Here is a 25,523-nt window from a genome sequence, read left to right as displayed (position 1 = left end):
CGCCGGCGTGGACTTCGGCGTATGACGGATCACCACCACCGGCAGACTACCTTCGCGATCACGCTGCTCGCCTTCGCGTGCGGCGTCGCCGTGGGCAATGTCTACTTCCCGCAGGCGATCGGCCCGTTGGTGGCCTCGGGGCTGGGTGTCTCCCCCGCCGCGGCCGCCACGGTGGTCACCGCGACCCAGTTCGGCTACGCGGCCGGCATCTTCCTGCTCGTCCCGCTCGGCGACCGGTTGCGCCCCCGCCGGCTGCTCGTCACCCTCCTCACCTCGACCGGCCTCGCCCTGCTCGCCGCGAGTACGGCGCAGGCGCTGATGCCGCTGGCCGCCGCGAGCGCCCTCGTCGGCACGGCCACGGTGATCGCCCCGCTCGCCGGCCCGCTGGCGGCCGGTATGGTGCCCGCCGAGCGGCGCGGCGTCGTCAGCGGCACCCTGCTCAGCGGCGCCCTCGCCGGCATGCTGCTGTCCCGCGCGGTCGGCGGCGCCCTCGGCGACTGGCTGGGCTGGCGGGCGCCGTACGTCCTCGCCGCCGCGCTCTCCCTCACGGTCGCCGCCCTGCTGGCCCGCCTGCTGCCCGCACTGCCCCGGGCCGCCGCGGCGCCCTACCCGGCCCTGCTCGCCGCACCGCTGCGGCTGCTGCGCACCGAGCCCGAGCTGCGCCGCTCCTGCCTGTACCAGGCGACGGTGTTCGCCGGGTTCTGCGCGGTGTGGACCGGGGTGGCGCTGCTGCTCACGGGCCCGGTGTACGGCATGAGCGCGAAAGCGGCCGGGCTGCTGGCCCTCGTCAACGCCGCGACGATGCTGTGCACGCCGGTCGCGGGTCGGCTGGTGGACCGCCGGGGGCCGGACCGGGTCAACCTGTGGTGCTTCGTCGTGGTCGGTGTGTCGGCGGTGGTGCTGGCGTTCGGCGGCCTGGGCGGGGCGCCCGGGCTGACCGCGCTGGTCGTCGGCACGCTGCTGCTCGACATCGGCATGCAGTCCGGGATGGTCGCCAACCAGGTGCGGATCTACGGCCTCGGCGCGGACGCCCGCAGCCGCCTCAACACCGCGTACATGACCTGCGCCTACCTCGGTGGCACGGTCGGCTCCTGGCTCGGCGCCCGCGCCTACGGCCGCTTCGGGTGGACCGGCGTGTGCGTGCTGGTCGCGACGCTCACCGCCGTGGCGCTCGCCCGCCATGTGCTCACACGCGTTCCGCCTCTGCCTGCTCCTGCTTCTTCGAAGCACGCAGGCTGGTCACCGTCGTGACCGCCAGGACGAGCACGATGAAGCCGAGCGAGAAGGGGATGCTGATCTCGGGGACGTGGACGCCGGACTCGTGCAGCGCGTGCAGCACCAGCTTGACGCCGATGAAACCGAGGATGATCGACAGGCCGTAGCTGAGGTGGACCAGCTTCTTCAGCAGGCCGCCGATGAGGAAGTACAGCTGCCTCAGACCCATCAGGGCGAAAGCGTTGGCCGTGAAGACGATGTACGGGTCCTGCGTCAGCCCGTAGATGGCCGGGATGGAGTCGAGCGCGAACAGGACGTCGGTGGAGCCGATCGCGAGCATCACGACCAGCATCGGGGTCATGATCCGCTTGCCGTTCTCGGTGATGAACAGCTTGGTGCCGTGGTAGCGGTCGGCCACGCCGAAGCGCTCCTCCGCCATCTTCAGCAGCTTGTTCTCCTGGTACTCCTCCTCGTGCTCGTCCTTGCGGGCGTCCTGGACCAGCTTCCAGGCGGTCCAGATCAGGAAGGCGCCGAAGAGGTAGAACACCCAGGAGAACGTGGAGATGATCGCCGCGCCGGCCGCGATGAAACCGGCGCGCAGCACGAGGGCCATGATCACGCCGACCATCAGCACGCGCTGCTGGTACTGCGAGGGCACCGCGAACTTCCCCATGATCAGGACGAAGACGAAGAGGTTGTCGACACTGAGCGACTTCTCGGTGATGTACCCGGCGAAGAACTCGCCCGTCGGCTTGCCACCCCCGTAGATGAACAGACCGAGGCCGAACAGACAGGCCAGGACGATCCAGACGACCGTCCACGTCCCCGCCTCCCGGATGGAGACGTCGTGGGGTTTGCGACCGATGAGGAAGTCCACGGCGACGAGCGCGCACAGGGCGACGACGGTCAGCAGCCAGACGGAGAGGGAGACGTTCACTGGTAGTACTCCTGGTGCAGGTGGGGCCTTGACAGGGTTGTCGCCGCTGGGGGTGACTTCCACCTACGGCAGGTGAACAGCAGGTCATGTCATGGCAAGCTCCAGGTCGCACAGTTGCCACCCGCCGTACGGCGGGCAGGTTCCGCCGAACGGCGGCCCCCCGGTCCGGGCCGGTACGCGGATCATGACGACAGAGCCGCCGGGCATCCACGTGCCCCCGTGTGAGGAGAAGCCATGACCCAGGTTCCGCCCCCGTTCGACCCCGAGCTCGCCGCCGCCCTGGAGCTCATCAGGGACGTGATCTCGCCCGGCCTCACGATGGACGAGATAGCCGACATCCGCCAGGGTCCGGGGATCCAGATGCTGGCCCAGCTGGATCTGACCATGGACGGCTTCTTCGAGGTCGAGGACCGGGTGGTGCCGGGTCCCGAGGGCGCGCCGGAGATCTCCCTGCTGATCTGCCGTCCGGCCGCCCCGGCCGAGGCGGGCCCGCGGCCGGTGATCTACCACGTGCACGGCGGCGGCCTGGTCATCGGCAACAACCGCGTCGGCGTCGACGTGGCCCTGGCCTGGGCGAAGGAGCTGGACGCGGTCGTGGTGTCCGTGGAGTACCGGCTCGCGCCCGAGGACCCGTACCCGGCGCAGATCGAGGACGTGTACGCCGGTCTGGAGTGGACGGCGAAGCACGCCGCCGAGCTCGACGGCGACCCGCAGCGGATCGTCGTCGCCGGTGCCAGCGCGGGCGGCGGGCTGTCCGCGGCGCTGGCGCTGCTGACCCGGGACCGCGGGGGCCCGGAGCTGATCGGCCAGCTGCTGATGTGCCCGATGCTGGACGACCGCAACGACACGCCGTCCGTGCACCAGATGGCGGGCCTCGGCGTCTGGGACCGTACGGCCAACGAGACCGGCTGGACGGCGCTGCTCGGCGAACGCCGTGGCGGCCCCGACGTGCCGGCGTACGCGGCACCGGCCCGCGCCGAGGACCTGTCCGGGCTCCCCCCGGCCTTCCTGGACGTCGGCTCGGCGGAGACGTTCCGCGACGAGGTCGTCGCCTACGCCTCTCGGCTGTGGCAGGCCGGCGGGGTGGCCGAGCTGCACGTGTGGCCCGGCGGCTTCCACGGCTTCGACGGCTTCGCACCTCAGGCGGCACTGTCGCAGGCGTGCCGGGCGGCGCATCTGGCGTGGCTGAAGAGGCTGCTGGGCAGCTGAAACGCGGGGGGGGGGGGGGCGGGGGCCCGGGCGGCACGGCAGCGGGGGCTGCGTTGCGCCTGCTCGTCTGCCGGGTTCTGTGGCTTTGCGGGTGCGGGTTCGGGTGCGGGTTCGGGTGCGGGTTCGGGTGCGGGTGGCAGGTGGCCTGTCGCGCCCACGCGGCGGAGCCGCATATCGACAGGGCCCCGCACCCCTGGGGTCGGCCACCGTGCGCGGGCTCCCCGCCGCTTGACGCCATACCGCACCATGGGCCTATGAAAGAGCTGGCCGGACGTCTGACCGCATTGGATCCGGATGCCGGCGCCGCGGTCCGGGTCATCGCCTACTTCGATCGGCTCGCCGAGTCACGGGCCGGGCTGGAGGCGCTGGTGCGCGGCGCCGCCGTGTTGGCCGGGGTGCCGGCGCGGCTGGTGGACGTGGACCGCCGGGTGCATGTCCGGGTCGAGGTCGACGGGACGCGGCGGGCGAGCGACCTGCCACCGGATGCCGCCTGGCCCTCCGCCGCGCTGACGCCGGGCGGTGCTCCGGCGCTGTGGCTGGAGCGGGCTCAGGAGGCGGAGCCGAGCGTCGTCGACGCGGTGATCCTGGAGCGGGCCGCCGGGGCGATACGGCTCGTTCTCGACCGAACGCGCGGGCGGGCGCCGGCGGATGATCCCGCGCTGGTCGAGACCGTCCTCGACGCCACGGCCCCGGAAGCGGCCCGGCTGCACGCGGCCCGCCGCCTGGGGCTCGACCCCGCCGCTCCGGCCCGTGCCCTCGCCCCGCTGGAAGGCCGCCCCCGCGTCGTCGCGGCGCTCCCGGACGCCGAGCCGCCGGCCGGCCGCGTCGGGGTGGGTCCCGCCGTCCCGGTGCTCGACCTGCCGCGCTCCTGGTCGCAGGCCCGCATCGCACTGCGGTTCACGGCCGAGGGCACCGCGCAGGACCCGGGTCCGGGCGTCGTGCACGCGGACGAGTTGGGCGATGTCGCCCTCCTCGCCGACCTGGTCGTACCGGGCGCCGAGCCGCCGCCCGACGTACAGGCCCTGGAGGGGGCCGCGGCGGCCGCGCCCTGGCTGCTCGCCACGCTGCACGCCGTCGCCTCGACGGTGAGCCTGCGGGCGGCGGCAGCGGAGATCAACGTCCACCACTCCACCCTCCAGGAGCGGCTGGCACACGCCGAGCACCTGCTGGGCTGGCCGCTGCGCACGCCGCAGGGCCGGTTCAGGCTGGGGCTGGCACTGGCGATGCGGCACCTGGCCCGGCCCTAGGACAGGCCTCTGCCCCAGCAGGCGGCCGCCGTCACCGGAACTCGTGCACGACCTCGATCGCGCCGACGATGTGGGCGTTGAACTCGTCGAGCTCCTCGGCGGGCACCCACAGCTCGAGGATCGTCTCGCCGCCCGCCTGCTGGACGGGGTACCGGCGCAGGAACTCCGACTCGACCTCGAACCGGGTCACGAAGCCGGCGCCGTCGTGCTTGACGTTCCAGTCCCGGGCGATCTTCACCGCGTAGTCCTCGTTGAGCACCGGGTAGAAGATCGGCTGCTCGGGCAACCGCGGCGGCCAGGCGCGCCAGTTGAGTGCGCGAACCAGGTCCAGCTCCTTGGGGCCGGTGGGTCGCCACAGGGTGGTGGTCGGGGGCGGGCTGATCATGGGATCGGACGATACCCATGCCGCGAGCGCGACGGCCACGGAGTTTCATGGAGTTCCGCGGGGCGTCGCGGGGCGTCGCGGGGCGTCGCGGGGCGTCGCCCAATGCTTGCAGGCGCGCTCTACACGCATTCGCTGGAAATTTCACGTATGGCCTATCCTGGGTGTCATTCACCTCGGGACAAAGGACACCGGCGCCATGACCGCCACGGACCCCGCGCTCACCGCCCTCGCCCAGGGCTGGTGCGCCCTCTCCCTGCTGCACGGGAGGATCGAGGCGCACATCGAGCGCGCCCTGCAGACCGGACACGACCTGAGCGTGCGCGAGTACTCCCTGCTCGACGTACTCAGCCGCCAGCACGACGGCGAAGGCGGACATCTGCAGATGAAACAGGTCGCCGACGCCGTCGTCCTCAGCCAGAGCGCCACCACCCGGCTCGTCACCCGCCTGGAAGACCGCGGCCTGCTCTCCCGCTACCTCTGCCCCACCGACCGCCGCGGCATCTACACCGACGTCACCGAAGCAGGCCTCAACCTCCTCGAAAAAGCCCGCCCCACCAACGACACAGCCCTGCGCGAAGCCCTCGACGAAGCCGCGAAGAACCCCGAACTGGCCCCACTGGTCCGGGCCGTGGAGACACTCCGCGCACCCGTCTGAGGTCGGGCACCCCAAGCACAACCCGCATGCCCCATACATGCACTGACATGCGTCCATTGACGCGATCTCCGTTGTGCCCGTACACATGGCCCCTATGAGCGCGCCACACCTTCCCCTGTCCGGCATCACCGTCGTCAGCCTGGAGCAGGCCGTGGCGGCCCCGTACGCCACCCGGCAGCTCGCCGACCTCGGGGCGCGTGTGATCAAGGTCGAGCGGCCCGGGGACGGCGACTTCGCCCGCCGGTACGACACGACGGTGCACGGTCACTCCAGCTATTTCGTGTGGCTCAACCGGTCCAAGGAGTCCCTCACGCTGGACCTCAAGGATCCCCGGGGCCGCGAGATCCTGCACCGACTCCTCGACGACGCGGACGTGTTCGTGCAGAACCTGGCGCCGGGCGCCGCCGACCGCCTCGGGCTGGGTGTCGAGGCCCTCGGCGAGCGGTGGCCGCGGCTGATCCCGTGCACGATCTCCGGGTACGGCACGTCCGGGCCGTGGGCCGACCGCAAGTCGTACGACCTGCTGGTGCAGTGCCAGACCGGGCTGGTGTCGCTGACCGGGACCCCCGACGAGACCGCGCGGGTCGGCATCTCCGTCGCCGACATCGCCGCCGGGATGTACGCCTACAGCGGCATCCTCACCGCCCTGTTCACCCGCGCCACCACGGGTACGGCCCACCCGGTGGAGGTGTCCCTGTTCGAGGCGCTGGCGGAGTGGATGGGCCAGCCCGCCTATTACACGCAATACGGCGGCACCCAGCCCCAGCGTCTGGGCACCCAGCACCCCACCCTCGCGCCGTACGGTGCTTTCACGGCCGCAGACGGGAATCAGGTGCTGTTCTCCATCCAGAACGAGCGCGAATGGGCCGTCCTGTGCGCGGAGTTCCTCGGCCGGCCCGAGCTGACCGACGACCCGCGATTCGCGACAAGCTCCGCCCGCGTGGCGCACCGCGACGAGCTCAACGCCGTCGTCGCCGAGCGCTGCGCCCGCTCCGGCGCCGAGGAGATCCTCAAGGACCTGGAGTCCGTCAACATCGCCTGCGCCGGGGTCAACGACGTCGCCGCGTTCCTGAACCACCCGGTCCTCGCCGCCCGCGACCGCTGGCGCGACGTGGCCGTGCCCGGTGGCGCGACGGTGCAGGCCCTGCTGCCGCCGGCCGACCTCGCAAGACTGCCCGCGCGCATGGAGCCGGTGCCGGCGGTGGGCGAGCACACCGAGGCGATCCTCGCCGAACTCGGCCGTACCGGCGTGGAGATCGAGGCCCTGCGCGCGGACGCCGTCATCTGAGAGGGGCGCGGCGCCAGAGCGTCGAGGCAGCGGGCGTCACCAGGGCAGCGGCCCGTTGACGTCGACATAGCCGCCGGTCGGGCCGTCGGGACCGATCTGTGCCATACGGACGATGATCTCGGCGCCTTCCTCCACGGTCTGGGTGCCGCTGCGCCCGTTGAGGTCCGTGGCGGTAAAGCCGGGTTCGACGGCGTTGATGCGCATGTTCAGGAACGCCTTCGCGTACTGCACGGTGATCATGTTCACGGTGGCCTTCGAGGCGGGATACGCGACGCCCGGGTAGTGGTACGCGGGGTGATCCGGGTCGCAGACGTGGGCGGCCGAGCCGAGGCCGCTACTGACGTTGACCACGACCGGCGCGGCCGACTTCTGCAGCAGCGGCAGGAAGGCGTGGGTGACGCGGACGACTCCGAAGACGTTCGTCTCGAACAGCGTCCGCATGCCGTCGGCGGTCAGGTCCGCGGCACCGGGCACGCCGTTGTGCTCGTCCCGGTATTCGATGCCCGCGTTGTTGACGAGGACGTCGAGCCCGCCGTCGGCCTCGACGGTCTTTACGGCGGCCTGGACGGAGCTGTCGTCGGTGACGTCGAGTTGGACGTACCGTGCGCCGAGCCGTTCTGCGGCGCGGCGGCCCCGCTCGGCGTCCCTGGCGCCGAGGTAGACGGTGTGGCCTGCGGCGACGAGCCGGCGGGCGGACTCGAAGCCCAGCCCCTTGTTGGCTCCGGTGATCAGTGTGGTCGTCATGCCTCCACGGTGCCGTGCGGCCGGCCGGGCAGCCAGGAGACCCTTCTTCCTGGGACTCCCAGTACCAGGCACATCCGCGAACGGCCGTGTTCACTGGAGGGCATGACGGCGACGGAACTGGGACGGGCGCTGCGCCGCTGGCGCGACCGGGTCGCCCCGCAGACAGCCGGGCTGCCCGTCGGCGGACACCGGCGTGCGGCCGGGCTCAGGCGCGAGGAGCTGGCCCTGCTGGCGGGGATATCGGTCGACTACGTCACCCGCCTCGAACAGGGCAGGTCGGCCGGCCCCTCCGGGCAGGTCGTCGAAGCCCTGGCCCGGGCACTGCGTCTGTCGGCGGACGAGCGGGCCTATCTGTTCCGGCTCGCCGGGCTGGCGGCACCGGGCCCCGACACCGTGCCCGCGTACCTCACACCCAGTGTCCAGCGGCTGCTGGACCGGCTGGTGGACACCCCCGTCGGCGTCACCGACGCGGCCCACACCCTGCTGGTGGCCAACCCGATGTACGCGGCGCTGATGGGCGACCCCCAGGGCCGGCGCGGCTTCGAGCGCAACGGGGCATGGCGCTGTTTCCTCGGTGCGCCGAGCCGGGTCCGGCACACACCCGAGGAACAGCGCGCCTTCGAGGTCGGCATGGTCGCCGAGCTGCGCGCGACCGCTGCCAGGTATCCCGCGGACCGTCGACTGCGGCGCCTGATCGGCGAGTTGCGCGCGAGCAGCGAGCGGTTCGCTCAGCTGTGGGACGCGGGCGTCGTCGGCCGGCTCGAGGCCTCCCGCAAGACGATCGAGCATCCGCAGGTGGGCCTGCTGACACTGGACTGCGACCTGCTCCGCGTCGAGGGCAACGACCTGCGCATCCTCGTGTACTCGGCCGAACCGGGCACCGAGGCGGCCGAGAAGCTGGAGCTGCTCGCCGTCGTCGGCACCCAGTCGCTGGTGTGACCGAACGCGGCGCGCCCTCCGTGCGTCACAGTGTCGGGACGGCCCCGGCACCGTCCCTGATGCCGCGCCCGTCGCAGTCCGTTCAGGGGGATCCATGCGCACGTCCACCTCACGCACCGTTCAGTTGCTCACCGCGCTCGGCCTGCTCGCCGCCGGCTGCGGCGCGGGCTCGGGCGCGGCAGGCTCGGGCGAATCCGAACCGGCGCCGGACACCAGGCCCCGCGCCCTCAAGGTGGCCAAGGCCTGGGACGGTTCACCGGCTGCCGAGATCTGGCGCGAGGGCTACTACCCGATGGCGGACCCGGTGCAACTGCCCGAGGGCGCCTTCCACAACGAGGCCGACAAGGAGGCGTACATCAGCGAGAACTTCGTACTGCGCGGCGACCTCCCCGAGACCCCGAAAAGGGACGCGAAGGTGACTTGGCAGGACGGTGACTCGCTCACACTGCCGCTCATGGGCGCGCGGGAGGCGTACGAGAAGCTGGACAACAACGACTCACCGGCGCCACGCCTCACCGTGACCGGGGCGAAGCTGAGCGAGACGACGCTGGCCACCAGCCGCGGCCCGGCCACCGTCCCGGTCTGGCTGTTCACCCTCAAGGGCTATGACACCCCGCTCAAGCAGGTCGCCCTCAACGCCTCGAAGCCGCCCGAGGCGCCCATCGGACCGGTCGACCAGGTCAGCGACGATCTGTGGGAACTCAACAAGCTGGTGGAGGTGGCCGCGGACGGCCGGTCCGTCACCGTACTGGCCCACCACGGGGCATGCGACGACGGACCCGCCGTGGACGTGCTGGAGACGGACGGCAGCGTGGTCCTGTCCGGCTACATCGTCGGGACGGGGGACGGCCCCTGCACGCTCCAACTGCTCGCCAAGAAGGTGACGGTCAAGCTGGACCGCCCACTCGGCGACCGGATCCTGCTGGACGCGTTCACGGGCCGTCCCGTGCGCGGCACCGACTGAGTCACTCGTCCTGAAGGACCTTCACATCCCAGGGCCCGAGGGGTACTTCGGCGGCGTGCACAGCTCCGGACAGCACGTCGCGTACGCCCTGCGGCACGGGTACGGTCACCTGCTCCCACGACCAGTTGTGCAGGAAGCGGACCCGGCGGCCGTCGCGCGAGGCGGCCGTGGTCGAGGTGATGCTCGGGTGACCGGGCCGCCAGGGGTCGTCGGCCGGAGCCGCCCACTGGAGCAGCGCCTTGGCGAAGGCCGGGTCCGGGACGGTGCCGACGTAGGTGATGCGGCCGGCGCCGTGCCGATGGGTGGTGGCGGCGGGCCAGCGGCCGAAGTGCGGGTGCTCGTACGCCGCCAACTCCTCGGCGCCCTGCCGCCGCAGGCCGTCGGCCCAGTGCAGGGCTCGAGCCCCGGGCGGCAGGGCGAGGCCGCCCGCGCCGGTCACGGGCAGCGGGGCGTCCAGGTTGCTGAACTCGTCGTACGTCACCCCGGCCGCGTCGGCCAGGCGCGCGGGCTGGACGTCGGTACGGGCCCGCGCCTGAAGGTCGCCGTAGGCCGTGCGGGGCCCGAGCACCAGGTGGCCGCCCTGCTCGGCGTAGGCCTTCAGCCGGTCCAGGGTGGTGTCGTCGGCGGCGTAGTAGGCCGGGACGACCAGGACCGAGGGCAGTTCGGCGTCGGGGAGTTGGCCGGGGTGGAGGATGCGGGACTGGAGGCCGGCGTCGAAGGCGCCCCGGTAGAAGGCGTCGAAGACGGTCTCGTACGACCGCTTGTCCGGACCCCCGTCGGACGTGGCCAGCGGTGGCTGCGCCTGGAGCGCCCATTTACTGGGGCCGTCGTACAGGAAGGCGACATCGGCGTCCGGCGTGAGGGACGCCACCAAGTCACCCGCCCTCTCCAACTCCCCTCCCAGCTGGGCGAGTTCCCGGTAGACGCGGCCGGGCCGGCCGTTGTGCGGGAGGATGCCGCCCCAGTAGGTCTCGGCGCCGAAGTGCAGGGTGTGCCAGTGCCAGTACTCGATCATCGAGGCGCCGCGCGAGATGAGCGCCCAGGCGGCCTGGCGGTACTGGCCGTCGTAGGCGGGGCGGTTGTTCCACGGTCCGCCGATGGCCTGCGCGTTGGTCTCCGTCACCAGGAAGGGTTCCTGGCGTGAGGAGTACATGCGGTCGGCGCTGCGGTACAGCGCCCAGGTGCCGTTGGTCGTCCAGTCCTGGCCGGAGCGGTTCCGGTCGGGCAGGGCGAGGGCGTCCTGCATCGTGTAGTACGGGTTGCCCGCGGTGACGTCGAGCCGCTCGGTCAGCTTGTCGTCCTCGACGCCCTGGCGGTCGTAGGAGATGCAGGTGGTGACGGACTGGCCGGGGCGGGCGTACTCGCGCACGATCTCGGCCTGCCAGGCGATGAACTCGGTGGTGAGCCCGGCTTGGAAGCGCCGCCACGCCAGGTCGTACTGGGGCTGGGCGTTGCCGTCGGGCGTCCACAGGTCGGCCCAGGTCGACAGCCGGTGCGACCAGTAGACGAGGCCCCACTCACGGTTGAGGGTCTCGACGTCCCCGTACCTGTCGCGCAGATGGTCGACGAAGCGCTGGAAGACGCCGTGGTTGTGGAAGAGGTGCAGGCCGGGTTCGTTGTCGACCTGGAAGCCGATGACGGCCGGGTGGTCGGCGTAGCGGCCGACGATCTTGCGGATGACCCGCTCGGCGTGGAAGCGGAACGCCGGGTGGGTGAAGTCGACCTCCTGCCGGGCACCCCAGCCGTGGCGCTCGCCGGTGCGGTACTCCCCCGCGATCTCCGGGTACTGCCGGGCCAGCCACGGCGGCACCGCGTACGTCGGTGTCCCGAGGATGACGGAGATGCCGCGCTCGTGGGCGCCGTCCAGCACCGGTTGCAGCCAGTCGAGGTCGAACCGACCATTCTCCGGCTCCCAGGTCGACCAGACGGACTCGCCGACCCGGATCACGGTGAAGCGAGCCTCGGCCATCAGGTCGAGGTCGTCCTTGAGTCGTTCGTACGGCTGGTACTCGTGGTAGTAGGCGGCGCCGAAGAGGACCCGGGGTGGAAGCTCGAACATCCTTCTCCCATACGGTGGTTGAGTGAGCGTCAGCCCTTGACGGCGCCCGTGGACAGGCCTTCGAGGAGCTGTTTGCGCAGCAGGACGAACAGTGCGACGGCGGGGACCACGGCGATGACCGCTCCGGCGAGGACGAGGTCGTACTGCCGTTGTTCCGACACGAACAGGGTCTGCAGGCCGAGCGGCAGGGTGTACTGGGAGCTGTCGGAGACCAGCACCAGCGGCCACAGGAAGCTGTTGTAGCTCTGCAGGAACTGCCAGACGGCCAGCGCACCGAGCGCGGGGCGCAGCAGGGGCAGCACGATGGTCCGGAAGATGCCGAACTCGCCGGCCCCGTCGATGCGGGCGGCCTCCAGCACGGAGTCCGGGATGGACTGCACGATGTACTGCTGCATCATGAAGATCCCGAACGCGGGCGCCACCCACGGCACGATCAGCGCGAACCACGGGCTGCCCAGCCCGGTCTTGACCAGCATCACGAAGAGCGGCACGAGGATCACCGCGAACGGGATGGACAGCGAGCTGAACATCACGCCGAAGAGCAGCTTCCTGCCGGCGAAGCGGAACTTGGCGAAGCCGTAGCCGGCCAGGGCACAGACGAAGACGGACACAGCAGTGGCGGCCAGGGCGACGACCGTGCTCATCAGGAACCAGCGCCAGAACGGCTGTCCGGAGAACAAGCGCTGGTAGTTGTCGAGGGTGAACGGGTCGGGGATCAGCCGCGGCGGGTAGGCGAAGATGTCGCCGCGCGGTTTGAACGAGCCGCTCAGGGCCCACAGGAGCGGGGCGAGAAAGGCCAGCAACAGCAGGACCAGGACGCCGTACAGCGGCAGGCGGGTGCGCATCAGGACGCCCTCCCGATGCCGAGGAGACGGTTGACGAGCCGGCTCAGCCCGAAGACGAGGACGAAGAGCACGACGGCCGCGGCGGCCGCGTAGCCGAACTGCTGGCGCTGGAAGGCGGCCCGGTAGATGAACATCGTGACCGAGAGGGTGGATTCGGCCGGTCCGCCACCGGTGAGCAGATACGGCTCCTCGAAGATCTGGGCCGCGCCGATGAAGGAGGTGACGACGACGAACGCGGTCACCGGTTTCAGCGCGGGCAGGGTGACGGTGGAAAACGTGCGCAGCCGTCCGGCGCCGTCGAGGGCGGCGGCCTCGTACAACTCCCTCGGCACGTTCTGCAGTCCGGCGAGGAAGAAGACCGTGAGGTAGCCGGTCCAGCGCCACAGCATCACCAGCGCGATGCTCGCCTTGGCCAGGCTCGGATCGCCCAGCCAGTCGACGCCGCCGGTGCCGAACAGGGCGCGCAGCACCGAGTTCGCGAGGCCGAACTGCCGGTCGAAGACCAGGCCGAAGATGAGCGCGACGAGGATCGGGGAGACGACGACGGGCACGAAGTACGCCGTGCGCCACAGGTCCCTGACGCGCAGGCCCCGGGTGTTGAGGGCCTGGGCGATGAGCAGCGCGAGGGGCACGACGACGCAGACCGCGACGAGCACGAAGACGGCCGTGTTGCCGAGGGCCCGATGGAAGCTGATGTCGGTGGCGAGGAGCCGGTAGTTGCGCAGGCCCACCCAGTGCGGGGTGCCGAGGCCGACCCATTCGGTGAGGCTCAGCCAGAGCGAGACCACGATGGGGACCAGCATGAACAGGATGTAGAGGAGATAGAAGGGCGAGATGAAGAGGTACGGCGCCCAGGAGCTCTTCGGGCGGCGGGCTGTGTCGGCCTCGTCGGCTCGGTCACCGGTCGAGCGGGGCGGGCCGGCTATGGCGGTGGTCATGGTGGGCTCCTCCTAGCGGCCGGCCTGGTCGCGGAAGTCGGCTGCGGTCTGCTTCAGGGCCTGGCGTGGGCTCAGATCGCCGTGGTAGGCGCGCAGGAGATTGCCGGCGAGCACGTCGTAGAGGATCGACTGGTCGGGGCTCTGGTGGAACGGGGGCACCTGGGGCAGCAGTTCGCGGTAGAGGGGGAAGAGCCGCTGTCCGCCGCAGAAGTCGTCCCGGGCGGCGCTCAGGCGGGGGTCGTCGTAGACCGAGCGGCGTGTGGGCAGGTAGCCGGTCTCGGTGAAGCGACGGACCTGGCCGTCATGGGTGAGCCAGGTGTTGAACAGGAACTCCCTGGTCGCCTGTGTGTTGGCCTTGTCCTTGATGACGCCGAAGCCGGTGCCGCCCACGGCGGCCGTGGCCGCGCCGCCCCTTGCGAACCGGGGCAGTGCCTTGACCCGCCATTTCCCTTTCTGCTCGGGCACGTTGGGGACCAGGCCGTAGTTCTTGTACCAGATGGCCATGGGCAGTCCGATGACCCTGTCCTGCTTCAGGGCGGTCTGCATCGCGGCCCCGTAGTAGTCGGAGACGTCGATGACGAAGCCGCTGCGCAGCCCGTCGCACAGGAAGCGCAGGACATCCTCGGCCTCCGGTGAGTCGAGGACGAGGTTCTGGTCGGCGTCGAAGAAGGCGCCGCCGCGCTGGTAGAGCAGCATCTGGAAGGACTGCACGACCTGGCCGGCGTCGCTGCCCGCGGTGGAGACGACGCACATCGACGCGCCGTGCTCCTGATGGACGCGGGCGCCCAGGTCGGCGAACTCCTCCCAAGTCACCGTCTGCTTGGGCAGGTTGTACCGGTCGAAGAGGTCGTCGCGGTAGAAGTAGACGACCATCGGGGTGTCCGAGTCGAGGGCGTAGACCCGGCCGTCCTTGCTGAAGGGGGCCGTGCGGGCGGGCAGCAGGTCGGCCTTCAGACCGGGTACGGCGGCGATGTCGTCGGTGAGGTCGTACAGCAGCCGTTCGGCGATGTCGCCGCGCAGCATGCGCGGGAAGCTGCCGATCTCGAAGCCCACCAGATCGGGTGTGCCGCGCCCGGCGACGGCCTGGGCGAGGAGTTTGGTGACGATGTCGGGGGCTCCGGCGCGGGTGACCTTCAGGTGGTAGCGGAAGTCGGTGCGGCGGTCGGCCTGCGGGATGCCCTTCTCGAAGAAGGCCTCGTAGCCCGGGTCGTGGGTCCACAGGGCGAGGGTGATCTCACCGGAAGTGCGGACGGTGGCGCTGCCGCCCGCGCAGGCGGTGAGTGCGGCGGCCGTGCCGAGGCCGAGGGCACCGCGCAGCAGGGCGCGGCGATTGGGGTGGGGTGGGGTGTACACACGTGACTCCTCACGTGGTGCGGCTACGGGGGTGGGCGTGCGGCGGCCGTCCCGGGCGGCGCACGCGGATCGCGACGGGGGTGGTGCGGGCGGGGTCAGTCGTGCGACAGGGGACTGCGGGCGGGGCCGGTGGAGGACCGTACGGTCAACTCGACGGCCGGTTCCGGTTCGGTGGGATCGGCCGGTACGGGGCGGCCCTCGATCAGGGCGATCAGGTGGTCGACGGCGCGGTCGGCGACGGCGGTGAAGTTCTGCCGGACGGTGGTCAGGGGCGGGGCGAGGTAGGCGGCGGCGGGGATGTCGTCGTAGCCGATGACGCTGACGTCGCCGGGGACGTCGCGACCCGACTCGGCGAAGGCGTGCAGGGCGCCGATCGCCATGTCGTCGTTGGCGGCGAACACGGCGGTGACGTCGGCCAGTCGGGCCAGCTGTCGGCCGGCCGCGTATCCGGCGGCCGGGCTCCAGTCGCCCTCCGGGGCGAGCGGCGGTTCGGGGGCGCCGGCGGCGGCGAGGGCCTCGCGCCAGCCCCGGAGGCGGTCCCGGGCGGCCCACCAGTTCTGCGGGCCGGGGATGTGCCAGACGGTGCGGTGGCCGAGGGCGAGCAGATGCTCGGTGGCGATCCGGGCGGCATCGACCCCGTCGGCGCCGACGACCGCGCCCAAGCCGTCGGTGAGTTCGACGCCCTCACCGAGGCTGACCACGGGCACGTCCGCGCCGAGTCTGAGCGGGGTGCCTTCATCGATGGGCTCGGACAGCACGATCCCGTCGACGCCCTGCTCCAGCAGTGCCTCGACGGCGACGGACACTCTCTGCCCTTCCAGGGTGCTGGCCAGGGCGAACGAGTACCCCGCCCGCTGCATCGCCCGCTCCAGCGCGATGAGCAGCGTCGACGGGCCGTACAGGGCGGTGCCCAGCGAGACGACTCCGATGCGCCGGTAGCGGCCGAGGAGCAGGGCGCGCGCCGTGTTGTTCGGGCGGTAGTCCAGCTCCTGTATGACCCGCAGCACGCGGTCGCGCACCTCCGGGCTGACATGCGGCTCGCCGTTGACGACCCGCGACACCGTCTTCTGGGAGACACCGGCGGCACGGGCGACCTCGGTCATCCCGGGGCCCCGGCGGCGACGCACCGACCCGCCGGGGGTTCCTTCGGACGGGGTCGTCGCCATAGGGGCTCCCGGAAGGTGGCGTCATCGGCTCTTGACTACGTAGTCAGTGAAGGCAACAGCCGTGCCGCCGCTGCTTTGACTACGTAGTCACGCCAGTGTCAGGAGCTTTCGGCGTCCAGTCAATGGTCCGTGCGTCAACAGGTTCGCGGCGCCCGGGCGGGTCACCTCGTCAAGGCCGCCCTGGCCGCCGTGAGGGCCTGTTCCGCGTAGCCGCGGCCGAAGAGCACGGCGTGCACCAGGAGCGGGAAGAGCTGGTGCAGGGCGATGCGGTCGGCCCAGCCCTCGGCCAGGGGGGCCGTCCGCTGGTAGCCGTCCAGGATCCGGTCCAGGTGGGGGCAGCCGAAGAGGTGGAGCATGGCCAGGTCGGTCTCGCGGTAGCCGCCGTGCGCGGCCGGGTCGATCAGCCAGGCGTGCCCGTCGGCGCCCCACAGGACGTTGCCGTTCCAGAGGTCGCCGTGCAGCCGGGCGGGCGGCTCGGCGGGGCCCGCCAGTTCGGGGAGCCGCTCGCAGACCCGCTCGATCACGGGGGCCTCCGCGCTGCGGACCGTGCCGTCGTCGACCGCGCGGCGCAGATACGGCAGCACCCGGTGCTCGGCGTACCAGCGGGGCCAGTCGGGGCCGGTGACGTTGCGCATCGGGGCGAGCCCGATGTACGCCTCCTCGGGGCCGCCGGGAGGTGGGGCGCCGAACGCGGGTGCGCCCGCCGCGTGCAGGGCGGCCAGGTCGCTGCCGAGGTGTTCCGCCGCGTCGGCGCCGGGCCGGCCGGTCGCCACACGGTCGGTGACCAGCCACTGCCCGTCGTGGCCGTGCACGGCCGGGATGCGGACGGCGTGGGCGTCGGCCAGCCAGCGCAGTCCCGCCGCCTCCGCCTGTGCGGCGCGGGGGCCGTCGCCTCGCTTGACCATCACCACTCGGCCACCGTCGAGGGTGACTTCGGCGAGCGCCCCGGAGAGCTGTCGCTCGCCGGTCACCGCGAGCCCGGTGAACCGCGTCGCCGTGGCGCCAGGGCCCTCGCAGGAGTTGTGCACGGCGATCAGGGTACGGCGGCCTTCGGCCGTACTGAAGTCACTTGGTCGACTGTCCGCTGCTGAACTCTCGGCTGGTCAACTGTCGGCTGGTCAACTGTCGGCGGCCGCCTTCTTGATCGCCTCGCGGATCCGGGAGTAGGTGCCGCAGCGGCAGACGTTCTCGATCCGGTCGATGTCGGCGTCCGTCGGCCGGGGCGTCTTCTTCAGAAGGGCGGCCGTGGCCATGATCTGGCCCGGCTGGCAGAAGCCGCACTGGGCGACGTCGCAGTCGAGCCAGGCCTGTTGGACGGGGTGGAGCTTGTCGCCGTCGGCCAGGCCCTCGATGGTGGTGACCTTGCGGCCGGCGCAGTCGGCGACCGGTACGACGCAGGGCTGGATCTCGTCGCCGTCGAGATGGCTGGTGCAGGCGCGGCAGGCGCCCACGCCGCAGCCGTACTTGGGACCGGTGACGTTCAGCAGGTCGCGCAGCACCCACAGCAGAGGCATGTCGGCGGGTGCCTCGACGGTGACGCGCTCGCCGTTGAGGGTGAAGGAGTAGGAGGGCATCGGTACCTTCTCGAAAGGTGGCTCAGCAGTCGAAGGTGACTCAGAAGTCGAGGGGGAAGCGGCGCGGCTTGGTGCCGGTCGCCCGGGCGTAGGCGTTGGCGACGGCACCGGCCGCGGCGGGGACGCCGAGTTCGCCGGCTCCGCCGGGGTCGCGCCGGGAGGGCATGATGTGCGCCTCGAAGCGCTGGGGGGCGTGCCGCTGGCGGGCGTAGTGGAAGTCGGCGAAGCTGCTCTCGCGGACGGCGCCCCGGTCGATGTGCAGGCCGGCGCTCAGGATGGTGGAGATCCCGTCGACGGCGGTGCCCATGAGCTGGGCCTCCAGGCCGCGCGGGTTGACGGCCGTTCCCACGTCGGCGGCCATCACGACCTTGGTCACCCGGGGGTTCTTCGGATCGACGGCGTCGATCTCGACGAGGCAGGCCACGCAGGAGCCGTACTCCTCGTGGACGGCGACACCCTGGGCGTGCCCCGGCGGCATGGTCCGGCCCCACTTCCCGGCGGTCGCGACCTTGTCCAGTACGGCCTTGACGGCCTTGCTCCGCAGTGTCGTACGGCGGAAGGCGACCGGGTCCTCGCCGAGGCTGCGGGCGACCTCGTCGACGACGATCTCCTCGGCGGTGCGCACGGTGCCGGAGTCCACCGAGCGCCAGGCGCCCAGGGGGATCGCGAGGTCGACCGAGCCCGAGTCGCCGGAGAGGCGGCCGAAGTTGTAGAGGCCGCTGTCGCTGGGGAGGGGGGCCGCCGCGGGGGCGCGTACGGTGGAGCGCACGCCGCCTTGAGTGGACAGACCCTGCTTCTCGAAGGACTCGTTGACCGAGGCCGTCGCGTGGGCGAAGGCCACCACCCTGCCCTGGGCATGGCTGGCCCGGATCCGGTGGTGGGTGGCCGGGCGCATCCTGCCGTGCCGGATGTCGTCGGCCCGGCTCCACATCAGCTTCACCGGCCGGCCTGCCTTCTTGGAGATCAGGGCCGCCTCGATCGCGGCGTCGTAGTTCAGGCGGCGCCCGAACGAGCCGCCGCCGTGCAGGACATGGACCCGGACCTTCGACACCGGCAGACCGGTCGCCGAGGCGATCTCCTCGCGCGCCGACTGCGGCGTCTGGGAGGAGAACCAGATCTCGGCCCGCTGTTCACGTACGTCCGCGACGGCTGTGAGCACCTCCATCGGCGCGTGGCTGACGAAGGCGAACGCGAACTCGGCCTCGGTCTGCTCGGATCCGCGCGGCGGGGTCTGAAGCTTCGGGACCGCGGCGCGCAGCCGGGAGCGGATCTGGGCGTCGGAGAGGTCCGCCAGTGGGCCCGGCGCCCACTTGATCCGGAGGGCGTCCCGGGCCTGGAAGGCGTGGTGGAAGGTCTCCGCGACCACGGCGACACCGCCGTCGATCTGGACGACCGCGTGGACACCGGGCAGGGCGCGGGCGGCCCGGGAGTCGACCGAGACGACCTTCCCGCCGATGGTCGGCGGCCGGGCCACGACCGTCGGCTTCGCGCCGGCCGCCGTGAGGTCTCCGGTGTACTTCGCCTTGCCGGTGATGATGTCGCGGGCGTCGATGCGGGTCGTCGGCCGTCCGATCACCTGATGCCTGGACGCCGGTTTGGGCTGGGTCGACACGGTGGGCCGGGTGATCCGGGCGGCGCTCTTGGTGAGCGATCCGAAGGTGGCGGTGCGTCCGTCCGGGGCGAAGACTCTGGTGCCCCGGGTGCGCAGGGTTCGCGCGGGGACGTGCCAGCGCCGGGCGGCGGCGGTGATGAGCTTGGCGCGGGCGGTGGCGGCCAGTTGCCGGGCCGGTCCGTACAGCGAGCTGACCGAACTGGAGCCGCCGGTGAACTGGTTGCCCTCGCTGCGGGCGTCCGCGAGCGGGATGTCCACGTCGGCGAGCCGGGCGTCCAGCTCCTCGGCGATCATCATGGCGACGGCGGTGGTGACGCCCTGGCCGACCTCGACGCGCGGCAGCCGTACGACGACCCTGTTGGCCGGGGTGACCTCCAGGACCAGCATCTCCCCGTCGGTGCCGGTCACCAGGACGTCGGACGACCTGCGGCCGCCGTCCGTGGTTTCCTCGGCGCCTTCCGCGGTCGAGCCGTCGCAGCCGAGCGGGGCAGCGACGGTCAGGGTGGTCGCCGCGAGCGAGTAGACCACGAACTGGCGGCGGGACAACTGACGGGGCAACAGGCGCTCCTCTCCGCGAACCCGGGCTGGTTCGACCTGTATGAGGGGCCGGTGCGCTCCGGGGTTGCGTCGGTTGGTCGTTCCATCGATTACCGCGTCGCGTCACGGCGCCGATTTGCGGCGTCGATTTACGCGTCGATTCACGGCGCGAGTTGCCAGAGGTCGGTGCCCCACTCCAGGTGCCGTATGAGCTCGTCGTCGCCCGGCCGGTTCGCACTCGCGCCTCGGGGGCCGGGGACCGAGGGGGTGTGGGCGCCGCGGGAGATGTTGCCGCTGACGGTGATGTTGTGTTCCACGCGGGGGCGGCGGAGTGTCTCGTAGAGGGTGAGCGCGGCGTCGGTGTCCGGCGCGTCGCGCAGGGACTTGGCGAGGACGACGGCGTCCTCCAGCGCCATCGAGGCGCCCTGCCCGGTGGCGGGGGACGCGGCGTGGGCCGCGTCGCCGATGACCAGGGTCCGGGCGGAGCGCCAAGGTGTCCCGGTGGGGAGTTCGGTGGCGTTGGTGACCATGAGGTGGTCGGGGGTGCCCGCGACGAGGTCCGCTGCGGGGGTGGAGTCCTTGCGGAGCAGCGGCAGCAGCAGGTCGCGCCACTGGGCCGGGGTGCCGTGCGCGATGGCGTCCGCGGCCAAGGGGGCGTCGGAGACGCGCGCGAACCAGTACGTCTCCCCCTCCGGCGACACCGCGTACCCGAAGGCGACGGTGCTGCCGCGCACCATGGTGATGGTCTCGCCGTCGCCGGATCCGGGTGCGGCGGCGGTGTAGCCGTAGAAGACGTACTGTCCGGCGTACCCCGGGCGTGCCTCGGGGGCGATGAGCCGGCGGACGGTGGAGTTCAGGCCGTCGGCCCCGATGAGGAGGTCGCCGGTCGCCGTGCTGCCGTCGGCGAAGTGGGCGGTGACGCCGTCCGGGCCGTCCTCGACGGACACGAGGCGGGCGCCGTGCCGGAGGGGGATGCCCCGGCGCTCGACCTCGGCCTGCAGGGCGGCGTTGAGGTCCCCTCGTCGCAGGCACCGGTACCGAAGGTGCGGGGTGCCGGCCTCGCCGAGCGGCACCTGGGCCACCTCGGCGCCCGTGTCGTCGAGGACTCGCATCAAGGTCAGGGGGAACCCGATCCCGGTGACCGCCGCCGAGGCGTCGACCTGCGCCAGGGCGCGCATGCCGTTGCTCGCGAGCGTGAGGAAGGCGCCTATGTCCTCGGCGGAGTCGGGGTGCGCCTCGTACACGGCGACGTCGAATCCGGCCTTGTGCAGGGCAAGAGCCGCTCCGGCACCGGCGATCCCGCCGCCCATGACGATCAACCGCGTCACATCGCCCCCTGGTACGCGCGCTACGGCCCCCTGAGCAGCAGCCGTCCTTCGTGGAACGTCCCGGGTCCGGTACGGGTTCCCGAGCGAGCCGCCGCTCGTTGTACAGCCCGGACCAACGAACTCCGCAACGGTGCAACCATTCCGCCGACCCGAATGTCTTGCCTAATATCAGACACACCACCCTTCCAGGGGATGAAATGGGACGAAACAGAACCGCATGGGCGACGACAATCGCGCTCATGGCCGCCACGCTGGGTGTGGCGGCGGTCCCGGCCGACGCCACGACGGCCACCACCACCCAGACCACGGCCTGCCCCACCGGCTGGGGCAGTCTGGCCAAGACCCGCTCCGCCGCGACGTCGGAGTCCGTGACGAACATCAGGACCGGCCGGCACGACTGCTTCGACCGCATGGTCGTCGACGTCCCCGGCGCGGGCACCAGCAGCCTCGGCTATTCCGTCAGGTACGTCAGCCGCCTCTACCAGGACGGTTCGGGCAACTACATCCCCGTCGGCGGCGGAGCCGTCCTCGAGGTGCGGGTGGCCGCCCCCGCCTATGACATCGACACCGGCGAGCCCACGTATCCCGTGCGGGCCGGTCAGCGCCTGAAGGGCGTGGATCTCACGGGCTACCGCACCTTCCGGGACGCACGGTTCGCCGGCAGCTTCGAAGGGGACACGCAGATCGGGCTCGGCGTCCGGGCACGGCTGCCGTTCCGGGTGTGGGTGACGACCGGCCGGGTCGTGGTCGACGTGGCGCACAACTGGACGGGGGCGCGCTGAGGCCCACAGGTGAACCGGACCACGACAAGGCCCGCAGGGCTTCGAGGTGGTCAAGGCTGCGGGGCGATCAGGGCAGCTTCTGGGTGATCGAGGCATCCCGCCCCTGGTACCCCCGCAGCTTCCGGTAGAGGGTGGCCCGGGCGATCCCCAACGCCGCCGCGGCGCGCGCCTTGTTGCCGCCGTGGCGCCGCAGCGCCTCCAGGATCGCCGCCCGCTCGGCGAGCTCCATCGGGCTGAGGTTGCGTCCCGCGGGTCCCTCCCGAACGGGATCCGGCAGTTCGCCGCGCCGAACGGGTCCGCAGATCCGCCGCTGACTCGCCAACGCCCTCACAAGGTGGGCGAGTTCGGTGACGTTCCCGGGCCAGGGGTGCTGCTCCAGCGCCCGCAGCGCGTCCAAGGTCCAGGTCAGCGGCGGGCTGCCGGGGGCCGGAGCGGGCGCGAGGGCGGGGAGCAACTCCCTGATGTCCTCGGGGCGTTCCCGCAGGGCGGGCAGGGTCACCGAGCGGGCCGCGAGGGTGTCGAGGAGCCGCTGCAGGCAGGGGCCCGGCGCGGGGCCGGGAGTGTAGGTGGCGACCAGGTGGACGTCGGGGCGTTCGTCGAGGAGGGAGTTGAGGGCGGCGATGTCCGGCTGGGCCAGCCGTTCGGCGTGGCGCAGGAGCAGCGGGCGGTCACCGGCCCTCCCCCAGCCTTCGGCCGGGGGGACCCCGAGGCCGAGTTCGGGTGATTCGGCGGCGTCCACGACCAACGGAGCCGTGCCGTCGAGCAGTTCGAGAGCGAGCGTGGTCTTGCCCGTGCCCCGTTCGCCCACGACGAGCAGGGGTCCCGCGGTACGGGCCAGGGCCGTGGCCTGCGCGACGGCGTGCCGCCACGGCACCGACCTCCCCACCGACGCGCTCCCCGGACGGGGCAGCGCCGGTGCCGACTCCACGGGACGTGGCGCGAGCACGGCGACCAGGCCGAGAGCGCGGCCCTCATGCCGTACCGGAGTGATCTCGACGGTGCACCCGGCGTCCTCGGGCAGCGAGATCTCGTACGACTCACCGGCCGCCCTCCCGCTTCCCGTCCCGCTTCCCCTCCCCCACGCCCGCACGCCCCGCTCCAAAGCCTCCAGCACCTGCGGCGAGGCCAGGCGTGCCGCCGCCTCGCTGACCAGGCGGTTACGGCCGTCCAGCGCGACGACCGCCCGCTCGCGCCCCCGCACGGCCCGCTCGTATGCGTCGAGCAGGACCCGTTCCGCGGTACGCGCGCGTGCCCGCAGTTCCGCCTCCACCGCCGTGGCGGCCGCCTCGGCGAGGGCGGCGCCGGGGTGCGGGCGGCAGCCGGCGCACAGGCCGGAGGCGACCGTCACGGTGCCGAGCGCCTGTCCCGTCTCCGGGGAGAGCAGCGGCACGCTGACCGCGGAGACGTCCTGCCACATGTCGAGGAAGTGCTCGGGACCGTGCACCTCGGCCCGGCGCCGGGTGCGCAGGGCGAGCGCGGCGCTGTTGTGGCCGACCTGCCGCTCGGACAGGTCGCCGCACGTGTCGTCGCCGGGCGCGCTGCCGGCCGACCACAGCACCCTCAGCCGTTCGTCGGTGAGCACGAGCGCCGACCGTCCGGCGTCCAGGGCCTGGGCGATACGGGTGAGCACGGGACGCGCCGCCTCCAGCAGGGGCGAGTCGACGGGGTGGGCCAACTCCCGTACCGGGCCTTCGAGATCGGGCCGTACCCCGAAGAAACGGGCGCGTCGCCAGGCCGCGACGACGTCGTCCGGTACGCCGTCCGGGAGCGGGCGCCCCGTCAGGAACCGCTCGCGCGCATGGCGGAGGGGGGCGAGGGCAGGAGGATGTTCGGCGGTGGTCATGGCGCTGTTCACCGTATCGGGGGCGTCCCGCGGGGAGCGACAGCGGGCTGTCTCGTATTGAGACACCCATAAGCGGCCGGACCGCTCCATGATCTTGAAAGGTCGGAGTCCGTTCTCGTCTCCGGCCCGTTCTCGTGCCTCATCTCCTGGAGCGTTCTGTCGTGCACACCGTTGTCGAGACCGACGTACTGATCGTGGGCAGCGGCCCGGCGGGCGCGTCGGCCGCGCTCGCCCTGAGCACCTACGGCGTGCGCAACATGGTCGTCACCCGGTACGCGAGCCTCGCCGACACGCCCCGCGCGCACATCACCAACCAGCGCACCATGGAGGTGCTGCGCGACCTGGGTGTGGAGGACGAGGTGATCGCCAAGGCGACGCCGCAGCACCTGATGGGCAACACGACCTTCTGCACCAGCCTGGCCGGTGAGGAGCTCGGCCGGGTGCGTTCCTGGGGCAACGACCCGCTCGTGCAGGCCGCGCACGACGTGGCCAGTCCGACCCGCATGTGCGACATGCCGCAGCACCTGATGGAGCCGGTGCTGGTGAACGCGGCGATCGCCCGCGGCACCGACTTCCGCTTCAGCACGGTCTACAAGTCTTTCGTCCAGGACGAGGCCGGCGTCACGGTCACCGTAGAGGACCGGCTGCGCGGCGACGAGTACACCATCCGTGCCAAGTACCTGATCGGCGCCGACGGCGGCCGGTCCAAGGTCGCCGAGGACGCCGGACTGCCGATGGGCGGTCAGATGGGGGTCGCGGGCAGCGTCAACATCGTCTTCGACGCGGATCTGAGCAAGTACACCGCGCACCGGCCCTCCACCCTCTACTGGGTGCTGGCGCCCGGCGCCACGGTCGGCGGTATCGGTGCGGGGCTGGTCCGCTGCGTGCGCCCCTGGAACGAGTGGCTGATCGTCTGGGGCTACGACGTGAGCGCGGGCGCCCCCGACCTCACCGAGGAGTACGCCCTGTCCGTCATACGGCAGCTGGTCGGCGACGACGAGATACCGGTGACCATCAAGTCGTCCTCGGCGTGGACGGTCAACGAGATGTACGCCGAGACGTATGCGCGCGGCCGTGTCTTCTGCGCCGGTGACGCCGTGCACCGCCACCCGCCGTCCAACGGGCTCGGCTCCAACACCTCCATCCAGGACTCCTACAACCTGGCCTGGAAGCTGAAGCTCGTCCTCGACGGCGTCGCCACGCCCGAGCTCCTCGACACCTACACCGTGGAGCGCGCGCCGGTCGGCAGGCAGATCGTGACCCGCGCCAACAAGTCCATCGCCGAGACCGCACCGATCTTCGAGGCGCTCGACGGGCTCTCGCCGCAGACGCCCGAGCAGCTGTGGGCCAACATCGCCGCCCGCAAGGACGCCACCGAGGCCGCCGCCAAGCAACGGGCCGCGCTGCGCGAGGCCATCGCCTTCAAGGTGTACGAGTTCAACGCGCACGGCGTCGACCTCAACCAGCGCTACGCCTCCGCCGCGGTCGTCCCCGACGGCACGCCCGACCCCGGCTTCTCCCGCGACGCCGAGCTGCACCACCAGCCCACCTCCCGTCCCGGCGCCAAGCTCCCGCACGCCTGGATCACCTCCGGGACCCGGACCCTGTCCACCCTCGACACCGTCGGCAAGGGCCGCTTCACGCTGCTCACCGGCATCGGCGGCGAGGTGTGGCTGCGGGCCGCCGAGGCCCAGCCCCTCGACATCGCCACGGTCGTCGTCGGACCGGGCCAGGAGTACGAGGACCCGTACGGCGACTGGGCGGACCTGAGCGAGATCTCCGACGGGGGCGCCCTCCTCGTACGCCCCGACGGCTATGTGGCGTTCCGGCACGCCGACGCGCCCGAGGACGCCGAACGGTTGCTCACGGGGGCGCTGCGGCGGATTCTCGGGCACGGTTGAGA

22 protein-coding genes are annotated in these 25,523 nt (G+C 71.9%); 9 read left to right on the top strand and 13 right to left on the bottom strand.

Annotation, left to right across the window (positions count from 1 at the left end):
* The first annotated feature begins 21 nt into the window (after positions 1 to 21).
* A complete protein-coding gene (locus tag PBV52_RS45145) occupies positions 22 to 1,251 on the top strand; it encodes an MFS transporter (RefSeq protein WP_274247280.1) in 1,230 nt (409 codons plus the stop codon).
* Here PBV52_RS45145 and PBV52_RS45140 read toward each other — a convergent pair.
* A complete protein-coding gene (locus PBV52_RS45140; RefSeq protein ID WP_274247278.1) occupies positions 1,187 to 2,152 on the bottom strand; it encodes a TerC family protein in 966 nt (321 codons plus the stop codon). The two genes, PBV52_RS45145 and PBV52_RS45140, sit on opposite strands and share 65 nt — an antisense overlap.
* A 234-nt stretch (positions 2,153 to 2,386) precedes the next feature.
* Between PBV52_RS45140 and PBV52_RS45135 the strand changes: the two genes are divergently transcribed.
* On the top strand, positions 2,387 to 3,361 hold the full coding sequence (locus tag PBV52_RS45135; RefSeq protein WP_274247276.1) for an alpha/beta hydrolase: 975 nt from the start codon (positions 2,387 to 2,389) through the stop codon (positions 3,359 to 3,361).
* Between the two features lie 254 nt (positions 3,362 to 3,615).
* The gene (locus PBV52_RS45130; RefSeq protein ID WP_274247275.1) at positions 3,616 to 4,608 is read left to right on the top strand and encodes a helix-turn-helix domain-containing protein; all 993 of its coding nucleotides are present in this window, start codon (positions 3,616 to 3,618) and stop codon (positions 4,606 to 4,608) included.
* Between the two features lie 31 nt (positions 4,609 to 4,639).
* On the opposite strand, the gene PBV52_RS45125 is transcribed toward PBV52_RS45130, so the two are convergent.
* A complete protein-coding gene (locus PBV52_RS45125; RefSeq protein WP_274247273.1) occupies positions 4,640 to 4,993 on the bottom strand; it encodes a hypothetical protein in 354 nt (117 codons plus the stop codon).
* Between the two features lie 196 nt (positions 4,994 to 5,189).
* Between PBV52_RS45125 and PBV52_RS45120 the strand changes: the two genes are divergently transcribed.
* Together PBV52_RS45120 and PBV52_RS45115 are read left to right on the top strand one after the other, a co-directional pair.
* Positions 5,190 to 5,648, top strand: a complete 459-nt coding sequence (locus PBV52_RS45120) for a MarR family winged helix-turn-helix transcriptional regulator (RefSeq protein WP_274247271.1) — start codon at positions 5,190 to 5,192, stop codon at positions 5,646 to 5,648.
* A gap of 94 nt (positions 5,649 to 5,742) precedes the next feature.
* Positions 5,743 to 6,936 carry a CaiB/BaiF CoA-transferase family protein gene (locus tag PBV52_RS45115; RefSeq protein ID WP_274247267.1) on the top strand — a complete coding sequence of 398 codons (1,194 nt, stop codon included), beginning with the start codon at positions 5,743 to 5,745 and terminating at the stop codon, positions 6,934 to 6,936.
* Positions 6,937 to 6,972: 36 nt separating this feature from the next.
* Here the strand turns inward: PBV52_RS45115 and PBV52_RS45110 are convergent, their stop codons facing one another.
* Entirely contained in the window at positions 6,973 to 7,680 is a 708-nt protein-coding gene (locus tag PBV52_RS45110; protein ID WP_274247265.1) for an SDR family NAD(P)-dependent oxidoreductase, read from the bottom strand.
* Positions 7,681 to 7,782: 102 nt separating this feature from the next.
* Between PBV52_RS45110 and PBV52_RS45105 the strand changes: the two genes are divergently transcribed.
* Together PBV52_RS45105 and PBV52_RS45100 are read left to right on the top strand one after the other, a co-directional pair.
* Positions 7,783 to 8,619: a helix-turn-helix domain-containing protein gene (locus PBV52_RS45105; RefSeq protein ID WP_274247263.1), complete on the top strand. Its 837-nt coding sequence runs from the start codon at positions 7,783 to 7,785 to the stop codon at positions 8,617 to 8,619.
* Between the two features lie 94 nt (positions 8,620 to 8,713).
* Positions 8,714 to 9,583: a hypothetical protein gene (locus PBV52_RS45100; protein WP_274247261.1), complete on the top strand. Its 870-nt coding sequence runs from the start codon at positions 8,714 to 8,716 to the stop codon at positions 9,581 to 9,583.
* A gap of 1 nt (position 9,584) precedes the next feature.
* On the opposite strand, the gene PBV52_RS45095 is transcribed toward PBV52_RS45100, so the two are convergent.
* From PBV52_RS45095 to PBV52_RS45055, 9 genes are all read right to left on the bottom strand, one after another.
* A complete protein-coding gene (locus tag PBV52_RS45095; RefSeq protein ID WP_274247259.1) occupies positions 9,585 to 11,642 on the bottom strand; it encodes a beta-galactosidase in 2,058 nt (685 codons plus the stop codon).
* Positions 11,643 to 11,671: 29 nt separating this feature from the next.
* Positions 11,672 to 12,487: a carbohydrate ABC transporter permease gene (locus tag PBV52_RS45090; protein WP_274247256.1), complete on the bottom strand. Its 816-nt coding sequence runs from the start codon at positions 12,485 to 12,487 to the stop codon at positions 11,672 to 11,674.
* Positions 12,487 to 13,425, bottom strand: coding sequence for a carbohydrate ABC transporter permease (locus PBV52_RS45085; protein WP_274247253.1), 939 nt, complete (start codon positions 13,423 to 13,425; stop codon positions 12,487 to 12,489). Before PBV52_RS45085 ends, PBV52_RS45090 begins: the two co-directional genes overlap by 1 nt.
* A 12-nt stretch (positions 13,426 to 13,437) precedes the next feature.
* The gene (locus PBV52_RS45080; protein ID WP_274247251.1) at positions 13,438 to 14,778 is read right to left on the bottom strand and encodes an ABC transporter substrate-binding protein; all 1,341 of its coding nucleotides are present in this window, start codon (positions 14,776 to 14,778) and stop codon (positions 13,438 to 13,440) included.
* Positions 14,779 to 14,873: 95 nt separating this feature from the next.
* Positions 14,874 to 15,881, bottom strand: coding sequence for a LacI family DNA-binding transcriptional regulator (locus PBV52_RS45075; protein WP_274249959.1), 1,008 nt, complete (start codon positions 15,879 to 15,881; stop codon positions 14,874 to 14,876).
* A 224-nt stretch (positions 15,882 to 16,105) separates the two neighbouring features.
* A complete protein-coding gene (locus tag PBV52_RS45070; RefSeq protein WP_274247249.1) occupies positions 16,106 to 16,972 on the bottom strand; it encodes a fructosamine kinase family protein in 867 nt (288 codons plus the stop codon).
* Positions 16,973 to 17,062: 90 nt separating this feature from the next.
* On the bottom strand, positions 17,063 to 17,518 hold the full coding sequence (locus tag PBV52_RS45065; RefSeq protein WP_274247247.1) for a (2Fe-2S)-binding protein: 456 nt from the start codon (positions 17,516 to 17,518) through the stop codon (positions 17,063 to 17,065).
* Positions 17,519 to 17,558: 40 nt separating this feature from the next.
* Complete coding sequence (locus PBV52_RS45060; RefSeq protein WP_274249958.1) at positions 17,559 to 19,658, bottom strand: xanthine dehydrogenase family protein molybdopterin-binding subunit; 2,100 nt, start codon at positions 19,656 to 19,658, stop codon at positions 17,559 to 17,561.
* 170 nt (positions 19,659 to 19,828) lie between these two features.
* Positions 19,829 to 20,977: an FAD-dependent oxidoreductase gene (locus PBV52_RS45055; protein WP_373922048.1), complete on the bottom strand. Its 1,149-nt coding sequence runs from the start codon at positions 20,975 to 20,977 to the stop codon at positions 19,829 to 19,831.
* A 257-nt stretch (positions 20,978 to 21,234) separates the two neighbouring features.
* On the opposite strand from PBV52_RS45055, the gene PBV52_RS45050 reads away from it, so the two are divergent.
* Positions 21,235 to 21,777: a hypothetical protein gene (locus PBV52_RS45050; protein ID WP_274247243.1), complete on the top strand. Its 543-nt coding sequence runs from the start codon at positions 21,235 to 21,237 to the stop codon at positions 21,775 to 21,777.
* Between the two features lie 67 nt (positions 21,778 to 21,844).
* Here PBV52_RS45050 and PBV52_RS45045 read toward each other — a convergent pair whose 3' ends face one another.
* Entirely contained in the window at positions 21,845 to 23,620 is a 1,776-nt protein-coding gene (locus tag PBV52_RS45045; RefSeq protein WP_274247241.1) for a helix-turn-helix domain-containing protein, read from the bottom strand.
* Positions 23,621 to 23,781: 161 nt separating this feature from the next.
* Between PBV52_RS45045 and PBV52_RS45040 the strand changes: the two genes are divergently transcribed.
* Complete coding sequence (locus PBV52_RS45040; protein WP_274247239.1) at positions 23,782 to 25,521, top strand: FAD-dependent monooxygenase; 1,740 nt, start codon at positions 23,782 to 23,784, stop codon at positions 25,519 to 25,521.
* Positions 25,522 to 25,523: the final 2 nt, after the last annotated feature.

The sequence above is a fragment of the Streptomyces sp. T12 genome (genome assembly GCF_028736035.1).
GTDB lineage: Bacteria > Actinomycetota > Actinomycetes > Streptomycetales > Streptomycetaceae > Streptomyces.
Note: the sequence above shows the minus strand (reverse complement) of the source record. Positions and strands in the feature narration are given on the sequence as shown.

Excerpts from the sequence above, each read along its gene's own strand:
- PBV52_RS45145 (WP_274247280.1), top strand. The coding sequence starts at position 22 with ATGACGGATCACCACCACCGGCAGACTACCTTCGCGATCACGCTGCTC.
- PBV52_RS45135 (WP_274247276.1), top strand. The coding sequence starts at position 2,387 with ATGACCCAGGTTCCGCCCCCGTTCGACCCCGAGCTCGCCGCCGCCCTG.
- PBV52_RS45130 (WP_274247275.1), top strand. The coding sequence starts at position 3,616 with ATGAAAGAGCTGGCCGGACGTCTGACCGCATTGGATCCGGATGCCGGC.
- PBV52_RS45125 (WP_274247273.1), bottom strand. The coding sequence starts at position 4,993 with ATGATCAGCCCGCCCCCGACCACCACCCTGTGGCGACCCACCGGCCCC.
- PBV52_RS45120 (WP_274247271.1), top strand. The coding sequence starts at position 5,190 with ATGACCGCCACGGACCCCGCGCTCACCGCCCTCGCCCAGGGCTGGTGC.
- PBV52_RS45115 (WP_274247267.1), top strand. The coding sequence starts at position 5,743 with ATGAGCGCGCCACACCTTCCCCTGTCCGGCATCACCGTCGTCAGCCTG.
- PBV52_RS45110 (WP_274247265.1), bottom strand. The coding sequence starts at position 7,680 with ATGACGACCACACTGATCACCGGAGCCAACAAGGGGCTGGGCTTCGAG.
- PBV52_RS45105 (WP_274247263.1), top strand. The coding sequence starts at position 7,783 with ATGACGGCGACGGAACTGGGACGGGCGCTGCGCCGCTGGCGCGACCGG.
- PBV52_RS45100 (WP_274247261.1), top strand. The coding sequence starts at position 8,714 with ATGCGCACGTCCACCTCACGCACCGTTCAGTTGCTCACCGCGCTCGGC.
- PBV52_RS45095 (WP_274247259.1), bottom strand. The coding sequence starts at position 11,642 with ATGTTCGAGCTTCCACCCCGGGTCCTCTTCGGCGCCGCCTACTACCAC.
- PBV52_RS45090 (WP_274247256.1), bottom strand. The coding sequence starts at position 12,487 with ATGCGCACCCGCCTGCCGCTGTACGGCGTCCTGGTCCTGCTGTTGCTG.
- PBV52_RS45085 (WP_274247253.1), bottom strand. The coding sequence starts at position 13,425 with ATGACCACCGCCATAGCCGGCCCGCCCCGCTCGACCGGTGACCGAGCC.
- PBV52_RS45075 (WP_274249959.1), bottom strand. The coding sequence starts at position 15,881 with ATGACCGAGGTCGCCCGTGCCGCCGGTGTCTCCCAGAAGACGGTGTCG.
- PBV52_RS45065 (WP_274247247.1), bottom strand. The coding sequence starts at position 17,518 with ATGCCCTCCTACTCCTTCACCCTCAACGGCGAGCGCGTCACCGTCGAG.
- PBV52_RS45055 (WP_373922048.1), bottom strand. The coding sequence starts at position 20,977 with ATGGGCGGCGGGATCGCCGGTGCCGGAGCGGCTCTTGCCCTGCACAAG.
- PBV52_RS45050 (WP_274247243.1), top strand. The coding sequence starts at position 21,235 with ATGGCCGCCACGCTGGGTGTGGCGGCGGTCCCGGCCGACGCCACGACG.
- PBV52_RS45045 (WP_274247241.1), bottom strand. The coding sequence starts at position 23,620 with ATGACCACCGCCGAACATCCTCCTGCCCTCGCCCCCCTCCGCCATGCG.